The organism is Natrinema hispanicum (genome assembly GCF_900111485.1).
Lineage (GTDB): Archaea > Halobacteriota > Halobacteria > Halobacteriales > Natrialbaceae > Natrinema > Natrinema hispanicum_A.
Map to the genome: position 1 here is coordinate 1 of NZ_FOIC01000024.1, position 16,771 is coordinate 16,771.

Consider the following 16,771-nt stretch of genomic DNA (forward strand, 5'->3'; position numbering starts at 1 on the left):
TCGCTAGTTGTCCACTGCGTCAATCACGCCACGGACAGATCCGAGGAAATAGACGAGACGTGAGGCAGAATCAGTGTGTAACCTGACGAGGAGACAGCACACAGTTGAGAATCTGTCTCACTACGCTCACTTTGGCAGAGATTCTGACGACGAGAAAGATAGCTGACGCTAGTAGCCGACCTCGCTTCGTCAGAAGCGAGGCGGCTTAGCCGAGTCCGTGATCACATCCAGGTGGCAATCCGGTACCGTTCGTCCGATGCTTCTCTTTCCATCCCAGATCGCGGTCTAACTCCCGGACGACTCCGTGGAGAAACGCATCTCCGAACGTGAACTCAACGGGAAGTGCTCGCCCGCCACGGCGTGGCCGGGCGAGCACGGCCCACTGTAATACCAGCCACAACTGCTCTAACAAGAACCCGACACCCACGTAGAAGAGGCGAATCGTCGTTGACGGTGTTGTCGTCACTGCACGCGCTTCACGGAACTTCTCGTAGCTCTTTTCGATCTGTGACCGCTTGTTGTAGATCGTCGCAACCTGCGTCGGCGTCCGGTCTTCCAGACCGTACGCCGCGTATCCGGTCGCCTTCACGCCAGACTTTCCACGGTCACCGTTCTGGTAGGTAACGTTCACTGCCATCGGAAACGTCTGTTCGTGCTCTTTCCCCTCACAAATCGTCTCTTCGGTCATGTATGACGCCGTTACGGAGAGCTTCTTTCGGATCGACGCCTTCCCGGTCTTGACCGGGAAGACTGGCGGTGCACTTTCTCGAAGGACGCCAATCAGCTTCCCGACGTAGGCGTCTCGATCCATGAGAATTCGGTCGATCTCGAATGGATACGTCTCGACGCGGGCGAGCAGGCGCTCGACCGCGTCGGCCTTGCTATCTTCGCCAGCAACCGGTTCAACCGCGAGTGTCAGCGGCTTTCCCTGCGCAATCACGAACGCTGTGCAGTAGCGATGACACTGGGTAGTCCCGTCCCGAGCAGACATCCGTCTGATCTCGCCGTCACTGCTGGGATTTCCGTGGAAGGGGTTGTCCATGAAGTCGATACAGACGGTTCTCGACCTGTGGCGGTCGAGAACCGTCATCGCCAGCGTAGCGAGAATATCGTTGACGGCGTCTAGCATCGGGTCTTTTTGGAGCGTGTGGAGCCAATCCATGACGGGTTCTCTATTGGGCGTTTCCTCTGTATTGGTCGTGACGCCGTTGACAGAGGTTGTCCCAGCGGCGGCTCGAAGAACGACTTCCATGATATCGCCGGGATCGAGGGGCGAGCCCTCGATTCCCGGCATCGGAATCAACAGGAGGAGCTCCAGAGAAAGAGCCTTGAGTTGCCGGTTCGAAATGAACTCGTCTGGATCAGTAAGCACCTGCTTGAGTTTTGGAAGGTTCATCAGGTGCGGATCCGGACAGCGGATGAATCAGATTTCTGATTCACCCGCTTCCTTCATCACTACGTGTTAGCCAGCTGGCCGCTTAGCCAGAGTGGACAACTAGCGACTTTCAACACGAGTTTCCCACTCGGTGGAAGGTCGTAGAGTTGGTCCGGGACGTGAGCCATGATCCTCTGTTACTCGTGTCGTTACATATGTTTTCAGCGCCGATGCAACGACTATACACGACCGTGACGATCGTACCCGAGCAGAGACACGTTCATCGACACGCTCGTCGGGGAGGAGCTTAATGATCACTCTCGACATGGTGGAATCTCTACCTGGCGCTCGCCGATGTCACGATTCGATAAGTTCTGACGGTTCAACTCTCAGAAATTCAGTCGAGGAAAATTGAGGGGGTGTCAGCCGTCGGATAGGGCTCTCTCCGTCGATACGAATCGACGTTACTGCGTCGTAATGCCATTACCTCTAGCTTAGCTTACAATTATGTGGGGCGGTCGCAAACGAAGTTACTGAAGGTAACTACAACCATGGCTACTGAAGCACAAACGACAACTTCGATTCGTACCGTCACGCCCGTCGATTGGGCAGCAGGAGCGATTGGCGGCTTCGTCGGCAGCGTCTTCTTCGGCCTCATCATGCAGTACGTCATCCCAGCACCGATGCTCGAGATGGCGATCCCCGCGATGTACGGTATCGAAGGGCCAGCCTTGCTCGCAGGCTGGGCGATCCACCAGTTCCACGGCGTCGTCCTCGGCCTGGCCTATGTCGCACTCGTCCAGTTCGGGCCGTTTGCCGACCCCGCAAAGCACGTCGGTCCCGCGATCGGACTCGGAATCGGTTACGGAGTGCTGACAACTGCCGCTCTCGCGGTCCTCGTGATGCCGATCTGGCTTTCGACGCTCGGCTTCCCCGGTGCACCGCCGTTCCCGAACGTCGCGATTCCCGGCACGATCGTGAGCCTCGTCGGCCACGTCGTCTACGCTGTTCCCGTTGCGCTGGCGTATGCGCTCGTTGCTCGAGACGACACTACCGACTAAGGCGAGTAGCGTATGAGTGTGCTTGTGCCGTATCGCACTCATTCGGGGAACATTCCGTGAGCAGGATGTATCGACCGACAAAGGATAGTACTGACTAGTAACTTAGTTACAACACGTAACTATATACCGTTTCAGCACTAGTGTACAGATATGAGCGAGTCGACTGAACAACTGGAAGTGTGGTGTGCAGGCGAAGACTGGTGTCCTGTCACCTCCACAGCGACGTTAATCGGCAAGAAGTGGCACACCGTTATTCTCCATCGATTGCTTGCCAATGGACCGCTTGGGTTCAACGCACTGAAAGAAGAAGTCGGCGGGATCTCGAGCAAAGTCCTTTCGGACTCACTCGAGGATCTCGAGGCCAAACAGCTGATCGAGCGGTCGATCATCAGCGAAAAACCGGTTCGGGTCGAGTACTCGTTGACCGAACACGGGAAATCGCTAGAGCCAGTGATTCAGGAGATGGCGAAGTGGGGACAGGAACACCTGACGGCTGCACGGGACAAGGAAAGCTCGATCGCGTGAGAGTTCCCACGATGTGACCGACGTGGAATCCCGACCGCCGTTGGGATAGTAGGGCTACAGCCCATGACCTCGGAGTTGGGAGCGCTACTGTGACTGAGTTACACTCCCGACGAACCGATAAGCAACGTCACCGCTAATGTAAATGGGAGTGAACGCCCATGATGAGCGCTTCTCACGACTTATTACGATCCGAGGGAGCAAGCGAAGTTCATTCCGTGAGCAACAGTCGTTCCCCGACGGCTTCTGGAATGCGACGAGTTGCTGTCGCAAGCCCACAAAGCATGGAAGCCAACGCGAGCCTGAACACCGTTCGGGAACTGGACTCCGGGCCAGATTGGAGCCGTGACGAGAGTTACGTGAGAGGTCAGACGCACGGATAATTAGACTCGAGGCGGAGCCATCATGTACAAGAGGCGCTCTAAGCGAGAGAAACAAACTGCGAGAGCCGTCTCTGTAAGCTCCATCGAGAGCGGACTGATGCGAACGTCCGTACAGCCCAACGTACCACCACGGCTAGTACTCCGTCACGCGTCGACGTGCGAGTCGAACCAGATAACCGCGATCGGTTCGACCCGCAACGTCAGACGTGACGAACCACTAGTGTGGACAGCGCTCCAAGCGCCATGGCAGTAACGAGACGAGCGGTGCTCGAGCAACTCACGACAGCCAGCGATAGCGAGACGCGAGAAACGACGACAGTCGAAGCACTCGCAGCGGCACTCGAAGCTGACGAACGCACGATTGAATCTCACCTCCACGGGTTGGCGGACTGCGAACTGGCTCGGATCCGATCGGACGGGAGCGTCCGTGTGACAGTTACCGGTGAAGAACTGCTCGAACTCGAACTCGACGAGCTAGTGATCGTTGATCCGGGGGCAATACATCCGGATAAATGAGGTGAGTTAGTATTTAGCACGTGCCCACCTAACGATGTACTACATGGAGGCACTGGAAGCGAATGTCTAATAGCGAGACGACCGACTCCGAAGGACCACAAGAGGTCCAGTACGATCCATCATCCAACCGATACGATCTCTTCGAGTGTCCCGACTGTGATAACGTCGTCCTCGTCCTCGGTCGCGACGATCCGCCGGTGTCTTGTCACAACAAACCGATGGAACGCGTGACTGACTTGGAAATGTGCGTCAAGCCACCGGATGTCAGGCAGGTACTGCTCCAGGCCTTCGGGCTCCCGAAAGCAGGGCTGGACATCTGTCTGTGTGTCATCGGAGAGGGCCCGCTGTCGGCGAACGAAGTGGCCGAGGCGCTCGGATACGACCGAAGTACAGTCACCCGATATCTGAACAAATTGGTCGAACTCGGGCTCCTCCGGCGGTCGGAACTGAACCGGGAAGCGGGAGGTGTCGTCAACGTCTATCACTCGGTCGATCTCGAGCGCATGCGTCGCGAGACGCTGATCGGGTTCTACGTCTGGGCTGGCGAGGCAGCTGCACTCATCGAAGATGCGAACCTGACCAAACAGGACTATCTCGAAGAGAACCCCGATCAAAAGCTCCCAGACGTGTTCTGGGAATCGTTTCCAGAACGTGACGACTGACAGAGACAGCACACGACGAACCGGGAATTATCGGTTGCCCTCGAGTACCTTCGCTGCGGTCAACACGGGATCCCAGGTCGTGTTGAACGGTGGCGCGTATGCGAGATCGTAGTCGGAGAGTTCGGCGAGGGTGATCCCTTCGGTAACCGCACCGACGAGCGCGTGGCTTCGGTGGACAGCACCTTCGCCGTACTCGGAGACGAGACTGCCACCCAACACGCGTCCGGATGGGCGGTCGGCAGTGAGTGTCACGCGTACTGTTCCACCTTCGGGGTAGTAGCCAGCACGCGATTTCGAGTCGATCGTCTCCGTGATCGGATCGAAGCCAGCCTCGCGAGCCTCGTGGTCGAGGAGCCCGGTTCGAGCCGCCTCGACGTGGAACGCTTTGACCGCGGCTGTCCCCGCGATACGGCCCCCTTCGGTCGGGTTGCCAGCGATCGTCCGGCCGATCGCTCGACCGTGTCGGTTGGCAGTCAACGCGAGGGGGACGTACACCGGCTCACCTGTAACAACATGCTCAGCTTCCGCACAGTCGCCTGCTGCGTAGACATCCGGCAGGTTCGTCTCCCGATATCGGTCGGTCGCGATCGCGCCCGTCTCGCCGAGTTCGACTCCAGCAGCCTCAGCGAGCGCCGTCCGAGGGCGAACACCGGTTCCGACAAGCACCATCTCGACAGGGATTCGCTCGTCGGTTGTCACGACCGCCTCGACCGCCTCGTTGCCGGCGAGTTCTTTGACTTCCGTGTCGAGATAGACTGCGACGTCTTGCTCCTCGAGATGGGCGAGCACGGTCTCGCTCGTAGCCTCGCTAAACTGTTTTAGAACCCGATCGCCACGCTGGAAGAGATGGACCTCGAACTCGTTCGCAGCCAACGCTTCGGCCATCTCGACGCCGATGTATCCACCACCGACGATGCTGACGGGGCCCTTGCATGTTTCGAGGAACTGGCACGCTGGGCCACGGTCGGGCTGTTGGAGGTCTCCGTCGCTCCGAGCACGGCTGACGTACTCGCGGAGTTCCGTCCCATCCGACATCGAGCCGAGCGTGTAGACGCCCGTCCGGTCGACCCCGTCGATCTGCGGCGTGACTGCGGTCGCGCCGGTCGCTACGAGCAAGTGGTCGTACTCCTGGACGATCTCTCCGCCGTCAGTGCGGGCCGTCACCGTTCGGGTCGTCGGATCGATATCGACGACATCGTGGCCGGTTCTGAGGTCGATATCCCGCTGTTCGCGAAACTGCTCGGGCGTGACCGAAACGAGGTCATCCAGCGACTGAATTTCGCCTTTCACGTAGTACGGGAGGCCACACGCCCCGTACGATACCCACTGCCCTCGCTCGAATACGACGACATCGAGGTCAGGATCGTCGCGCTTTGCTTTGCTTGCTGCCGACATCCCTGCGGCGTCACCGCCAACGACAACGAACGTGCTCACAGGTCGAACTTTGCGGGAAATCGTATAACTGCGGCTCGAGTGTGCACTTTAGTTCCCAACCCGCCGCACGGGCGTGCAACCGAACTGAACCTGCGCACGGGGTTCTTTACCATCGCTACTGTTCAGTACCGTACCTATGGCTGATTTCGACGTCATCGTCGTCGGCGGCGGAACCGGAAATAACGTCGCTGCGGCTGCTGCCGACGCTGGGCTCGACACCGCACTGGTCGAACCGGGACCGTTGGGCGGAACGTGTTTGAATCGAGGCTGTAACCCTTCGAAGATGCTGATTCAGGCGGCAAACGCCGTAAATCACGTCCAGAACGCCGAACGATTCCACGTCGACGCTTTCATCGACGGAATCGATCACGCCGCTGTCGTCGACGAGATGGACGACCTGCTCGGTGGGATCGCCGAGGACATGGAAGACCGGTACCGCGAAACGGACAATCTCACGCTGTTTACGGAGTACACCGAGTTCGTCGACGAGCGAACGCTCGAGCTCGGCGGCGAAGCTGTCACCGCCGAGAAGGTCGTCATAGCTACGGGGAGCCGGCCGATCGTCCCACCGATCGACGGCCTTGACGAGATTGACTACCTCACCAGTCAGGACGCCCTCTACCTCCGCGAGCTGCCCGAGAGCCTCGTCATACTCGGTGGCGGGTACATCGCGGTGGAATTAGGGTACGTGTTTCAGTCGATGGGCACCGACGTCACGATCGTGGAGATGATGGACTCGCTCGTTCCGCGGGAAGACGACGAGATCGCTGCAACGTTCACCGAACTCGCCGCCGAGCGCCATGACGTTTACACCGGCCACCGCGTAACCGCCGTCGAAAAGCGCGGTGATGGCCACGCCGTCCACGCAGAGACGGCGGACGGCGGAGAACTGACAGTCAAGGGGAGCGAGGTGCTCGTTGCACTCGGCCGACGGCCGAACAGCGACGAGCTAGGGCTCGAGGCGGCAGGCATCGACATCGACGATCGTGGATTTATTGAGACGAACGAGTATCTCGAGACGACCGCCGAGAACGTGTGGGCCCAGGGCGATGTCGCTGGGAACGCGTTGTTCAAACACGCCGGCGACTTCGAGACGCGGCATACAGTCGCGAACGTCGTCCACGAAGAGCGAACGGCCATCGACCTCTCGGCGATGCCCCATACCATCTTCACTGCCCCCCAGATCGCCGGCGTCGGGGCGACCGAGGCAGAGCTCCAAGACGACGACAGAGAGTACGTCGTGGGCCGAGCCGATTACAGCGACTCGGCGATGGGGCGGGCGAAGAAACTCGAGTACGGATTTGTGAAGGTGCTTGCCGACCCGGACGGGAAGATTCTGGGCGTCCACGCCATCGGCGACGAGGCGTCGACGCTACTGCACGAGGCGGTCCTCGCAATGCGACACGGACTCGCCGTCGACGACGTGGCCGGGACGATTCATGCGCATCCGACGCTAAGCAAGGTTCTCGAGGCCGCATTTCAAGAGGTAACACGGCAATGAGCGAGGAACCGCCGTCCACGGAATACGAGGTGATCGTCGTCGGTGGTGGTCCTGCAGGGATGACAGCAGCGCTGTACAGCACGCGACTGGGTCATCGGACAGCGGTCGTTAGTCGCGGCGGCGGTCGGGCAGCGATGATGCAGGAGGTCCACAACCTGCTTGGCGTTCGTGAGGAAACGAGCGGTGCCGAATTCCTCGGTATCGGGCGGGAACAGCTCGAGGAGTACGGCTGTGACTTCTACCAAGATCTGGTCAGTTCGTGCTCCCGCGAGGAGGAAGGACTGATCCGGCTATCGGGCAACAATGACGACTACGACACAGAGATAGTGATCCTCGCGACGGGATTCAACGACGTTCGCCCGGAACCGCCACTGCCGCGGACCGGTCGCGGGCTCCACTACTGTCTGCACTGTGACGCACACATGTTCGTCGACAAATCGGTCTACGTGATGGGCCACTCGGAGAGTGCGGCCCACGTCGCGGGGATCATGCTGAACTTCACCGACGAGGTCGACCTGCTCACCCGCGGCGACGATCCCGAGTGGAGCGACGAGACGGCCGGCATGCTCGAGCGCCATCCCATCGATGTCGTCCACGAAGATGTCACAGGCGTGCAGAACGGCGACGACGGCTGGTTGAAAGCGCTCGAATTCGAGGATGGGACTGTCCGGGAGTACAGAGGTGGGTTCGCCATGTACGGTGCCGAGTACAACAATGGCCTCGCCCGCGAACTCGGCTGTGAGATCAACGACGACGGGACCATCGAGGTCGGCGATCACGGGCAGACCTCCGTCGAGGGCGTCTACGCCGTCGGCGACTGTACGCCGGGCCACAACCAGCTTCCGGTCGGGATGGGACAAGGCGCGAAAGCGGGAATCGACGTGCACTTTCGGCTGCGCGATTTCCCGCGGGACTCCGACATCCTCGACGAACAGGGGCCAGTTCGCTCGGCGGAAGTCCCGGGGATACCGGACGAGTTGCTCGAGCAGGCGGTCGACTTCCACACATACGACTGAGACGGTTCCCTGTCACTGGTTTTCGGCACACTCTCATGACGGATCGTGAACCCGCTAGTGCTGACTAACAGGAGTCCGTATGGGGGGTCGAGTCGATTCGCAGGCTCGAGCGTCGCTGCGATCCGCCGTCGTTCTCAGCTTGATGCGTTCGCGACGTCAACCCTCCCGGCGACGTACGCCAAACTGGCAAACAGCACCACCACTCCGAGCGGCAACAGCCAGGCGAACAGTGTCAACAGGAGGCCACTCGCCTGTATCCCGAGTGCGATCAGGATGACGGGCCCACAGCAGACCGTCCCGGACAGCAGGGCTGGCACCGACGCGAGCAGCCCTGAGCCAGCTCCGATCCCGCAGGCCGTCGGTTGCACGACTGCGAGATAGGTCAGTCCGAGGTTGAGGCCGACGAGACCGGCTATCGCGAGCCCGATCGTGACGTCGATCGGCGACACCAGAAGTCGGACGACACCGGTATCGAGCAGTGCGACGGCCTCGAACGACGCGGGGCCGGTCCGTTGAAACATCCGAACCAGTGGGTCGTCGACGATGATCAGGCTCGGGGCCGCGCTGGGTCGCATCGCGAGGTCGCCGATGGCCCAGAGGAAGGCCGCGAGGTAGCCGATCCCGACGAAAATGACGACCGCCAGCGAATCGCGGCGTCTAACGACGAGTGCCGTCGCGGCAATCGTCTCGTCGATCCGTCGCCTCGGCGCTGGATCGAACTGGGTCCAGGTGCTCATCCATGGACCTCTGTGGAGGGGTAGAAGCCGTACCAAGCGAACCACATCGCGTCAACTCCGATCACGCGTTCGAGCGGGAGCCCGTCCGCTTCGTACTCATTGTCGTCGACGATGAGTGCACTGCCGTCGAACTCGACCGACCGGTCGTTGGGGTTGCGGTAGACGTAGCCCGTATCGAGTTCCTCGTCGTAGGCGGTCGCATAGGGAATGTCGCCAACTGAGCCGACGACAACCCCACGCTCTCGGAGCGCCGACTTAGGAACGGCCAGCGCTCCGTCGGCGCTCCGGGCCCCGACGACGATTTTCTTCGGGTGGAATCGGTCATCGCTCGCCAGCGGGTCGAACAGCAAGCTCTCGTCGTCGTAGTAGCCGGTTCGGGGGTTGTACTGCCCGTAGGGATCGCCGCCGTAATCTCGGGCGTGGCCAGTATTCTCGGTCAACACGGCCGTCTCCGGATGTCGCTCGCGCCACTGTCCCCACGTCGTCCACGTCACCTGAAACTCCGACAGATACGCCCTTTCGTGCGGGCCGCAGATCCCCCGTGCGAGCACCTGCGACCACCATGTATCGCTCCCGCGGTCATACATGATGAGATTACTGTTGACGAGGCGACCGGAGACGCCGAACTCGCTCGCTCCGCGGTAGAACCCCTGTGTCGTCCCGGTCAGCGGACAGTACGTTACCGCGACGGCTTCGTCACCCACGACATCGTTGACGATCTCGTGCCACACGAGGACGTACTGGGGGTACGCCTTCGCGTCGCCGTTCAGTTCGACGCCGAAGACTGGATCGTCGGGCGACAGCCTCGAGGGCGGATCGTCGGCTGCGGCGAACTCGGGCTCATCAATCGAGGGGATGCCGTCCTTGCCCGGGCCGCCGGAGAGACTCGCCTCGTCGAGTTCGTCGGTCGTGTACTCCTCGGGGAGCGACCGGTCGACCGTGGGCGGAGCGCTAGTGATCGCACTCCCGTCATCGCCCGAGATAGGCGCGAAGGACCCGTCCAGACAGCCAGCAAGCGCAGCGAGGCCAACGCTACCGACCGCGCCGAAGAAACACCGCCGGGAGACGCCCACACTCTCGTGTCTATCTGGCATATCCGTCGGTTGGAGCGCAACACTCATAACCGAGCGCCAGTCGTGTGTGACCGACACACAGCAGTGTTCTCGACGAACGGGACGTTCCGAGCGCCCGTCGCTGCTGCGGAAGGCAGCGTCGAGTGGGCACCGACGAAGCATAGTAACAACTGAAACGATTCACATACCGATCGCACAGCAGTCGTGCGATCAGGTGTGCAGTGACGTTCAGTGGCTACTATACACCACCACACAACGATTGCGAGCTGCACGCCGGCGTCATGCTCGGACCGCTCGAGGGCAAGTACTTGAGAGCGTCCTCGTCACGAGCCCGGTCTCGAGTCGAGGAACTCGCGGGCTCGCTGGTTGCCCAGGGACCGGAGTTCGTTGAGGAACGCCGGATCACGGTCGACCTTCGTCGAGCAGTGAAATCGCGTTCCCATATGGATACGGCGGATGGTCGTCTGCTGAAACTCGTCGGCGGGGAGTTTTCCGTCTGCGATCCACTCGTTGACTCGCTCGATAAATCCTAACTCTTGGTTGAGAGAGATATTCCCCGACAGTTCGTTGCGCCGGTCGGCGATGACGTCCAGCGTGCCAGGTTCTCCCTCGAATTCTTGAGGATTTATCTGTATGATCCACAACTCTTCGGGTTTGCGTTCCGGCGGAAGTCCCATCAGGTCGTTGACCGGGGGATTCTGCGAGAACAGGCCGTCCCAGTGGAGGTGCCCGTGGATCTCGACGGCCTCGAACAGGTTCGGAACCGCCGCGGATGCGAGGACGGCATCGACGGTGACCGCTTCGTTGACGAACGTCTCGAAGACGCCAGCGTTGATGTCGACCGTCCCAATCACGAGTTCTGGGACCTGCTTCTGACAGAGGTCCGGGATCGCGTCGAAGTCGATATGTCGCTCGAGCACCGTTTTGATTCGTTGCTTCCCGACCTCCGGTCCGAGTACCTGATACGGACTGATCGAGGGAAGTGGAAAGCCAGCGCTTTCCAGTCGCGAAATCGTCGTCACCAGCGAGTTGAGCCAGCGGTCCTGTCCCCCGTCGGCTGCTAGATCAGTCCAGAGCCCGTCGAGGGTCGCACGCGCCCGGTCGGCATCGCCAGTGACAAGCCCGTACCACATTCCGAGAGCGTTGAACGCGCCACCGGACGTTCCACTGATCCCGACGAGTTCGTATGCGTCGTCCCACTCTGCGAGCAGCGTTCGGAGGACACCCGCGGTGAACGCTGTATGGCTGCCACCGCCCTGGCAGGCGATGGCGACACGCGTCGGGTCGCCCTCACTCATACGTCGTCGTGTAGCCGCCGTCCCAGAGCAGGTCGCCGCCATTGAGGTGTTTGCCGTGCTGTGAAAACCCGAACACGAAGAGGTTCGCCACCTCGGCCGGCGTCATCATCTCTTTCGTGCGGGCCTGTCCAAGCATCACGTCCTCAACGACTTCCCGCTTTGAGATGCCGCGTTCCGCGGCTGTGTCCTCGATCTGATTTACCATGAGCGGCGTAAGGACGTATCCAACGCTGACCGAGAATCCACGGAGCGTTCCCTCACCTTCGGCGGCGATGGCTCGAGTAAGTCCCTGCAGCCCGTGTTTCGCGGTGATGTAGGCAGGCTTATCCTTGGTCGCATAGTGCCCGTGGACCGAGGACATGTTTCCGATGGCACCGACGCCGTCGTCGGTGGCACGAACGTGGGGCATCGCGTATTTGGCTGTCAAGAACGGAGCCCGCAACATGATGTCCAGCAGCAAGTCATACTTCTCCATCGGGAACTCTGAAACCGACGCAATGTGTTGCATCCCCGCAATGTTCGCGACGTACCGGAGGTCTCCCTCCTCGGCCGCGACGTCGATCATCGTCTTGACGTCGGCGTCGTCGGTGAGGTCTGTCGGAACCGAGTGAATCTTGCCCGGCACGTCGAGACTCTCGGCGAGTTCTGTCGTCTCTTCGAGGCCTTCCTCGTCAATGTCGGCACCGACGATCGTGAGACCGTTCGCTGCGAGGGCGACCGCAGTCGCCTGTCCGATGCCCGATGCGGCCCCCGTTACGACGGCCGTGGTTTCGGGGCCGAAGTGTGGATCCTCGAGAACGAGCAGGTCCGCTGTCCGCAGTTCCGGTTCAGCTATATCGAACTCATTGTCAGACATACTCATGACAGAACTACGCCCATTGGGCGTATAATGGTGTAGTGAGTGTGTATCCGAGACACACGCCGATTTTCGTCAGGGTGCTTGAACAGTCTCGATCTACGCAAGTAATTCGCTACCGAGCACGATCACACCCACGAGCGCGAACACGACGCCGAGCGCCGGTTCCATGATCTCGCTGGGGACGTACTTGCCGACCCGCGTCCCGACGGTGCCGCCGATCAGCACGCCAGGGATCGACCACGCAACGACGTACCAGACCGGCGTGGCAGCGAGCGCGTGGACAGCAGCGCCGGCGATCGCAGCGATGGCGAGTACGAACACACTCGTTGCGATCGCCACCCTGGGTGGGAGTCGACACCGAACGATCAACTGTGTCGTCGTGATCTCCGGGAGTCCGGCGCTGATCAGGCCGGTAATGAACCCACCGGCGGTCGCGAGGCCAAGGCCGGGTGGTCGCCAGCAGGTGTCGTACCTGAACGTCTCGCCGTCAGTCGTCTCGATGACGGTCTCGCCACGGCCGGTGTTCTTCTCTTCGAGGAACGACCCTTCGCCCTCACCTGGAACGCACTTTTCGGGCGGGTCGTAGTAGACGAGGAAGCTTCCGAGGAGAAGTAACCCAGCGCCGAAAGCGATGGTCAGCAGCGTCGTCGGGACGTGATGGGCGGCGAACGCCCCCACTACCACAGTCGGCACCGCACCGAGGAGCAGCCACTTCGCGGTCGCATAATCGACTGTCCGCTGGCGAACATAGTTCAGCAATCCGTTGCCCATGCCGAATACTTCGGTCAGGAGGCCGGCACCGATCGCTTGCGAGGGCGAGAGGCCCACGACCAGCATGAAGAACGGGCTGAAAAATAACGCGCCCGAGACGCCCGAGGAGAGCGCGACCAGCGAGAAGAGAACCGACGCCGGAAACACCCACCAGTGGGCGAGAAACTGTTCGATCGGAAACCCAGCCGGTACAGGAAGCGACTGTAGCACGACATCGACGAGTCCGAGTCCAGCCAACCCAGACGCCGCGGAACAAACAAATAGCCCGAGAACGCCAATGAAGCCGCTGATCACGGCAGTACGGTTTCTGGTCATCGAGGGGCAGGTCGGGTGCCGTGACGGTGGTCGAAAACGGTCGGCGGGAATCTATCGATCCGACGTATCATGTTGTCGTGTCCCTGTGGTCGTCACGAGCCGGCTGCCGATTCATCGAACAGTTCTGCAATCGACTCCTCGTCGGGGATCCAGCCGATGAATTCGCCGCCCTCGAACGGGAGATCGACGGCGGCGACGTAGTTACATAGTCCGACGTAAAAATCGACGAGGAGGCCGAGTGCGACGATCTCCGCTGGTGAATACTGTCGCGAGAGCGCCTCGTGGATCTGGTCGGTGACGGTTCCGGATTCGACGGCCCGAGCGTACTGGAGCAACACGAACTCGGCGTCGTCGAACCCGGAGAGATCATCACCGCCGATCGCTCGCATCTCCTCGAGCGTAACGCCCTTGTCGCGGGCGATATCGACGTGCTGGTGCCACTCGTAGCGGGCACCTCGGGCTCGAGCGACAGTGAGAATAACCAGCTCCTTGCGTCTGTCTCCGAGCTGATCTTACAGCGTGTTCAGATACTCCAGCGTGGCCTCGAGTACCTCGGGGTTATGCGCCCATGCGCGGAAGATGTGGCGGTCGCCGAGGTAGTCATCAGTGAACAGGTGGTGGTACTCCGCCGGAATGTCGTCCAGTTCGAGCAGGGGTAGTCGTGACATGTGGGTCACTCTCTTATGCGATGATTCCAGCCCCGACGATTGCACCCAAGACGACACCGTAGACGATGTGGACCGTCCCGAACATCGTCATCATGCCACGGTCGGGTTCAATTCCGATGACCGTTCGCATCCAGAAGGCCATCCCACCGATCATGAGGACGATTCCGTGTAGACGAGACCGAGCGCCACGCTACTCCCGATCGAGCCGAACTCAAGCCCAAGTAACGGGACGCCGACGACGAAAACGACGCCAGCCCCAATGCAGTACAGGATGTGTAGCACTATCCCAGGCATCGCGTAGTCGTCAGGATCACCACCGGCGAACGTCGAGACGACCTGTGCCGTCGGTGGCGGTCCACCGTCGCCCATCACCAGCATCGACATAGTCATACCGATCGTTGCGATGACGCCACCGGCCAGCCCGGCACGTACGGTTGCCATGATCTATTAGACGGACGACGGCTATTAAGCCGCGGCGCGGTCGTTTAATTCAGTCACACACCCAGTCCACAACCTGTCTGCACGACCATCCCGTCGCTCGTCACCCCTCGAGCAGTGTCGGTAATATGTGCCATCCTCCCCGGCGTGAACAGTAGTTGCCGATTCAGATTTCAGGACGATCGCGTCGCTGTCGGGAGCGCGGCGTATTCTCAGTCGAAACGGGTCAGGACCGGTTGCTGCGTTCGGGAGTTCGAAATCTGTAACGGTATTGTCGGGACGTGGAGGGTGTACAACAGGTGCCTCCATACCGAGGATAGCTCCGCACGAATATAAAATGAAATCTGACATGTCAGTTAGGGGAGATTACGCGCCGGTATCCGTCCGTGGGGTTCACTCGTCGCGTTCCCGAATATGCTCGACGACGGTCCTGGAAATTGGCGCGAAATCCATCCAGCGAAGCTCTCCTCCTACTGTGACGATCAGGACATCAAACTCTACACGTACAAGCACACGAATCTCGAGGACGCAGAAAACCCCTTCACGCCGGGCGACTACGTCATCAAGCCGGATTACGACGATCCGGATCTCGCAGTTGTTCTCGAGGTCGTAGACGACGGTGGCCGAGATATCACTGTTTCGTTCTGCAACCATCTCGAGAAGGAATTCGGTGAGCAGACAGCCAGCAGACCTCAGTGCACGCTGTGACGAGGCTGATATCAAATCATATTCGTACAGACACGACGAACTCTGCTTCGAACACCAGTACTGAGCTGTTGTACCACACCCGTCATCTGCAATAGCAAACGGCGAGAAGGATGGGCAGGTTCCACATCTCGCGCTGGTCAAACAGCGGTTTGTATCATCAGACTTATCTTATATTTGAGTATTCATTCATACGTGGCAGATAGTACTAATTTGCCGAACTGGGTCACCGCACAGCTCGGCGTAACTATACTCGCACTGGTAAGCAGTCTCCTCGCACTGTTCGTTCTCCTGCCGTACCTGCAGTACGTCCTCTTCGGAATCGTGCTCGCGTACATTATGTTACCTGTACAGCACCGCCTCGAGCAATACGTCAGACCGACAGTCGCGGCGATCGTCGTGGTCGCAACAACTGTACTCGTCGTACTGCTCCCGCTCGTCTATATTATCACGACTGCGGTTCGACAGTCGTTCCGGCTTGTCCGTGCGATCAGACAGGGACAACCCAACGGTGAGGCGATCGAAGAACTCCTCGGGACGATCGAAGTCAATCTTGAGAGCAACGGGTATGAGGCCGATCTCGTTGGACTATATGAAGCAAATCAACACCGGATTGCGTCCACTCTCCAAGAGGTTATGCGGGAGATCATTACTGTCGTCGGTGATCTGCCCAGTATCTTCATCGGCCTGACCGTCACGCTATTCGTCCTCTTTGCGCTATTGCGAGATGGAGAACAACTCGTCGCATGGCTGCAGTGGGTGTTGCCGATCGACGACGAGGTATTGGCAGAGCTCCGAACTGGTTTGGATCAGCTCATGTGGGCCTCGATCGTCGGGAACGTCGCCGTCGCGGCCATTCAGTCGGTGATGCTCGGAATTGGGCTCGCGATCGCAGGTGTCCCCGCCATCGTTTTCCTCACTGTTGCGACGTTCGTTCTGACACTGCTTCCGCTGGTCGGTGCGTTCGGAATCTGGATTCCGGCAGCAGCCTATTTGATTGCAATGGGGAGACCAGCCGCCAGCGCAGCGATGGTCGTGTACGGACTGCTGGTCACGTTCTCGGACTCGTACCTTCGGCCTGCGCTGATCGGGCGTACTAGTGCATTCAATTCCGCAATTGTCGTCGTCGGCATCTTCGGTGGTCTCATCGTCTTCGGTGCCATCGGGCTCTTTATTGGCCCTGTCGTCCTTGGCGGCGCAAAGCTCATTCTCGATGCTTTCGCTCGAGCACATACCAGTGAGTCGCTTGCCGAGGATAGCGTGGATAAGACGAGGTCAGACGAAGTACTGCAGAAGATCAAGTGAACTATTCACAGCTCTAACCCTCGACATTCGACGGAGGTCGTCTGTTGAACGACGCATTGTGAAGTACCGCGGCTTCACCGTTTTGACCGCACGTCCCGAAACGGGCCGTGCGGTCGCAGGCGAGTTTAATTC

The 16,771-nt window shown here is 59.9% G+C and carries 16 protein-coding genes and 2 pseudogenes; 8 read left to right on the forward strand and 10 right to left on the reverse strand.

The features are described 5' to 3' along the window. Positions 1–205: 205 nt before the first annotated feature. The gene (locus tag BSG09_RS15750; RefSeq protein WP_092934782.1) at positions 206–1,396 is read right to left on the reverse strand and encodes an ISH3 family transposase; all 1,191 of its coding nucleotides are present in this window, start codon (positions 1,394–1,396) and stop codon (positions 206–208) included. 530 nt (positions 1,397–1,926) lie between these two features. On the opposite strand from BSG09_RS15750, the gene BSG09_RS15755 reads away from it, so the two are divergent. The 4 genes from BSG09_RS15755 to BSG09_RS15770 all read left to right on the forward strand — a co-directional run bounded on the left by BSG09_RS15755 (position 1,927) and on the right by BSG09_RS15770 (position 4,519). Then, positions 1,927–2,436, forward strand: coding sequence for a hypothetical protein (locus BSG09_RS15755; RefSeq protein ID WP_092934784.1), 510 nt, complete (start codon positions 1,927–1,929; stop codon positions 2,434–2,436). 150 nt (positions 2,437–2,586) lie between these two features. Next, positions 2,587–2,961, forward strand: coding sequence for a winged helix-turn-helix transcriptional regulator (locus tag BSG09_RS15760; protein WP_008014824.1), 375 nt, complete (start codon positions 2,587–2,589; stop codon positions 2,959–2,961). Positions 2,962–3,584: 623 nt separating this feature from the next. Beyond that, positions 3,585–3,857, forward strand: a complete 273-nt coding sequence (locus BSG09_RS15765; RefSeq protein WP_139246232.1) for a hypothetical protein — start codon at positions 3,585–3,587, stop codon at positions 3,855–3,857. A 62-nt stretch (positions 3,858–3,919) separates the two neighbouring features. Beyond that, complete coding sequence (locus BSG09_RS15770) at positions 3,920–4,519, forward strand: helix-turn-helix domain-containing protein (RefSeq protein ID WP_092934788.1); 600 nt, start codon at positions 3,920–3,922, stop codon at positions 4,517–4,519. A 27-nt stretch (positions 4,520–4,546) separates the two neighbouring features. Here the strand turns inward: BSG09_RS15770 and BSG09_RS15775 are convergent, their stop codons facing one another. Beyond that, the gene (locus tag BSG09_RS15775; protein ID WP_092934790.1) at positions 4,547–5,953 is read right to left on the reverse strand and encodes an FAD-dependent oxidoreductase; all 1,407 of its coding nucleotides are present in this window, start codon (positions 5,951–5,953) and stop codon (positions 4,547–4,549) included. 136 nt (positions 5,954–6,089) lie between these two features. Here BSG09_RS15775 and BSG09_RS15780 point away from each other — a divergent pair, with 136 nt between their 5' ends. Further along, positions 6,090–7,454: a dihydrolipoyl dehydrogenase family protein gene (locus BSG09_RS15780; protein ID WP_092934792.1), complete on the forward strand. Its 1,365-nt coding sequence runs from the start codon at positions 6,090–6,092 to the stop codon at positions 7,452–7,454. Next, a complete protein-coding gene (locus BSG09_RS15785; RefSeq protein ID WP_092934794.1) occupies positions 7,451–8,470 on the forward strand; it encodes an NAD(P)/FAD-dependent oxidoreductase in 1,020 nt (339 codons plus the stop codon). Before BSG09_RS15780 ends, BSG09_RS15785 begins: the two co-directional genes overlap by 4 nt. Positions 8,471–8,604: 134 nt before the next feature. Here BSG09_RS15785 and BSG09_RS15790 read toward each other — a convergent pair whose 3' ends face one another. The 8 genes and pseudogenes from BSG09_RS15790 to BSG09_RS21140 all read right to left on the reverse strand — a co-directional run bounded on the left by BSG09_RS15790 (position 8,605) and on the right by BSG09_RS21140 (position 14,632). Then, on the reverse strand, positions 8,605–9,207 hold the full coding sequence (locus BSG09_RS15790; protein ID WP_092934796.1) for a hypothetical protein: 603 nt from the start codon (positions 9,205–9,207) through the stop codon (positions 8,605–8,607). After that, positions 9,204–10,301, reverse strand: coding sequence for a DUF3179 domain-containing protein (locus BSG09_RS15795; RefSeq protein WP_092934831.1), 1,098 nt, complete (start codon positions 10,299–10,301; stop codon positions 9,204–9,206). The genes BSG09_RS15790 and BSG09_RS15795 overlap by 4 nt, the downstream gene beginning before the upstream one ends. A gap of 302 nt (positions 10,302–10,603) precedes the next feature. Further along, positions 10,604–11,578: a patatin-like phospholipase family protein gene (locus BSG09_RS15800; RefSeq protein ID WP_092934798.1), complete on the reverse strand. Its 975-nt coding sequence runs from the start codon at positions 11,576–11,578 to the stop codon at positions 10,604–10,606. Then, complete coding sequence (locus BSG09_RS15805) at positions 11,571–12,434, reverse strand: SDR family oxidoreductase (protein ID WP_092934800.1); 864 nt, start codon at positions 12,432–12,434, stop codon at positions 11,571–11,573. The genes BSG09_RS15800 and BSG09_RS15805 overlap by 8 nt, the downstream gene beginning before the upstream one ends. Before the next feature lie 99 nt (positions 12,435–12,533). Further along, a complete protein-coding gene (locus BSG09_RS15810; RefSeq protein WP_223174726.1) occupies positions 12,534–13,523 on the reverse strand; it encodes a sulfite exporter TauE/SafE family protein in 990 nt (329 codons plus the stop codon). Between the two features lie 92 nt (positions 13,524–13,615). Beyond that, positions 13,616–14,191, reverse strand: a pseudogene (locus BSG09_RS15815) (carboxymuconolactone decarboxylase family protein). 13 nt (positions 14,192–14,204) lie between these two features. Beyond that, positions 14,205–14,345, reverse strand: coding sequence for a hypothetical protein (locus BSG09_RS21135; protein WP_217650146.1), 141 nt, complete (start codon positions 14,343–14,345; stop codon positions 14,205–14,207). Further along, on the reverse strand, positions 14,342–14,632 hold the full coding sequence (locus BSG09_RS21140; protein ID WP_217650147.1) for a hypothetical protein: 291 nt from the start codon (positions 14,630–14,632) through the stop codon (positions 14,342–14,344). The genes BSG09_RS21135 and BSG09_RS21140 overlap by 4 nt, the downstream gene beginning before the upstream one ends. 396 nt (positions 14,633–15,028) lie before the next feature. Between BSG09_RS21140 and BSG09_RS15825 the strand changes: the two are divergent. Both BSG09_RS15825 and BSG09_RS15830 read left to right on the forward strand, forming a co-directional pair. Further along, positions 15,029–15,401, forward strand: a pseudogene (locus tag BSG09_RS15825) (hypothetical protein); the annotation flags it as partial. A gap of 128 nt (positions 15,402–15,529) precedes the next feature. Further along, complete coding sequence (locus BSG09_RS15830) at positions 15,530–16,639, forward strand: AI-2E family transporter (RefSeq protein ID WP_092934802.1); 1,110 nt, start codon at positions 15,530–15,532, stop codon at positions 16,637–16,639. Positions 16,640–16,771: the final 132 nt, after the last annotated feature.

Coding starts and splice junctions, on each gene's coding strand:
- BSG09_RS15800 (WP_092934798.1), bottom strand. CDS start 11,578: ATGAGTGAGGGCGACCCGACGCGTGTCGCCATCGCCTGCCAGGGCGGT.
- BSG09_RS15760 (WP_008014824.1), top strand. CDS start 2,587: ATGAGCGAGTCGACTGAACAACTGGAAGTGTGGTGTGCAGGCGAAGAC.
- BSG09_RS15805 (WP_092934800.1), bottom strand. CDS start 12,434: ATGTCTGACAATGAGTTCGATATAGCTGAACCGGAACTGCGGACAGCG.
- BSG09_RS15790 (WP_092934796.1), bottom strand. CDS start 9,207: ATGAGCACCTGGACCCAGTTCGATCCAGCGCCGAGGCGACGGATCGAC.
- BSG09_RS21135 (WP_217650146.1), bottom strand. CDS start 14,345: ATGATCGGTGGGATGGCCTTCTGGATGCGAACGGTCATCGGAATTGAA.
- BSG09_RS15795 (WP_092934831.1), bottom strand. CDS start 10,301: ATGCCAGATAGACACGAGAGTGTGGGCGTCTCCCGGCGGTGTTTCTTC.
- BSG09_RS15785 (WP_092934794.1), top strand. CDS start 7,451: ATGAGCGAGGAACCGCCGTCCACGGAATACGAGGTGATCGTCGTCGGT.
- BSG09_RS15750 (WP_092934782.1), bottom strand. CDS start 1,396: ATGAACCTTCCAAAACTCAAGCAGGTGCTTACTGATCCAGACGAGTTC.
- BSG09_RS15755 (WP_092934784.1), top strand. CDS start 1,927: ATGGCTACTGAAGCACAAACGACAACTTCGATTCGTACCGTCACGCCC.
- BSG09_RS15810 (WP_223174726.1), bottom strand. CDS start 13,523: ATGACCAGAAACCGTACTGCCGTGATCAGCGGCTTCATTGGCGTTCTC.
- BSG09_RS21140 (WP_217650147.1), bottom strand. CDS start 14,632: ATGGCAACCGTACGTGCCGGGCTGGCCGGTGGCGTCATCGCAACGATC.
- BSG09_RS15780 (WP_092934792.1), top strand. CDS start 6,090: ATGGCTGATTTCGACGTCATCGTCGTCGGCGGCGGAACCGGAAATAAC.
- BSG09_RS15765 (WP_139246232.1), top strand. CDS start 3,585: ATGGCAGTAACGAGACGAGCGGTGCTCGAGCAACTCACGACAGCCAGC.
- BSG09_RS15770 (WP_092934788.1), top strand. CDS start 3,920: ATGTCTAATAGCGAGACGACCGACTCCGAAGGACCACAAGAGGTCCAG.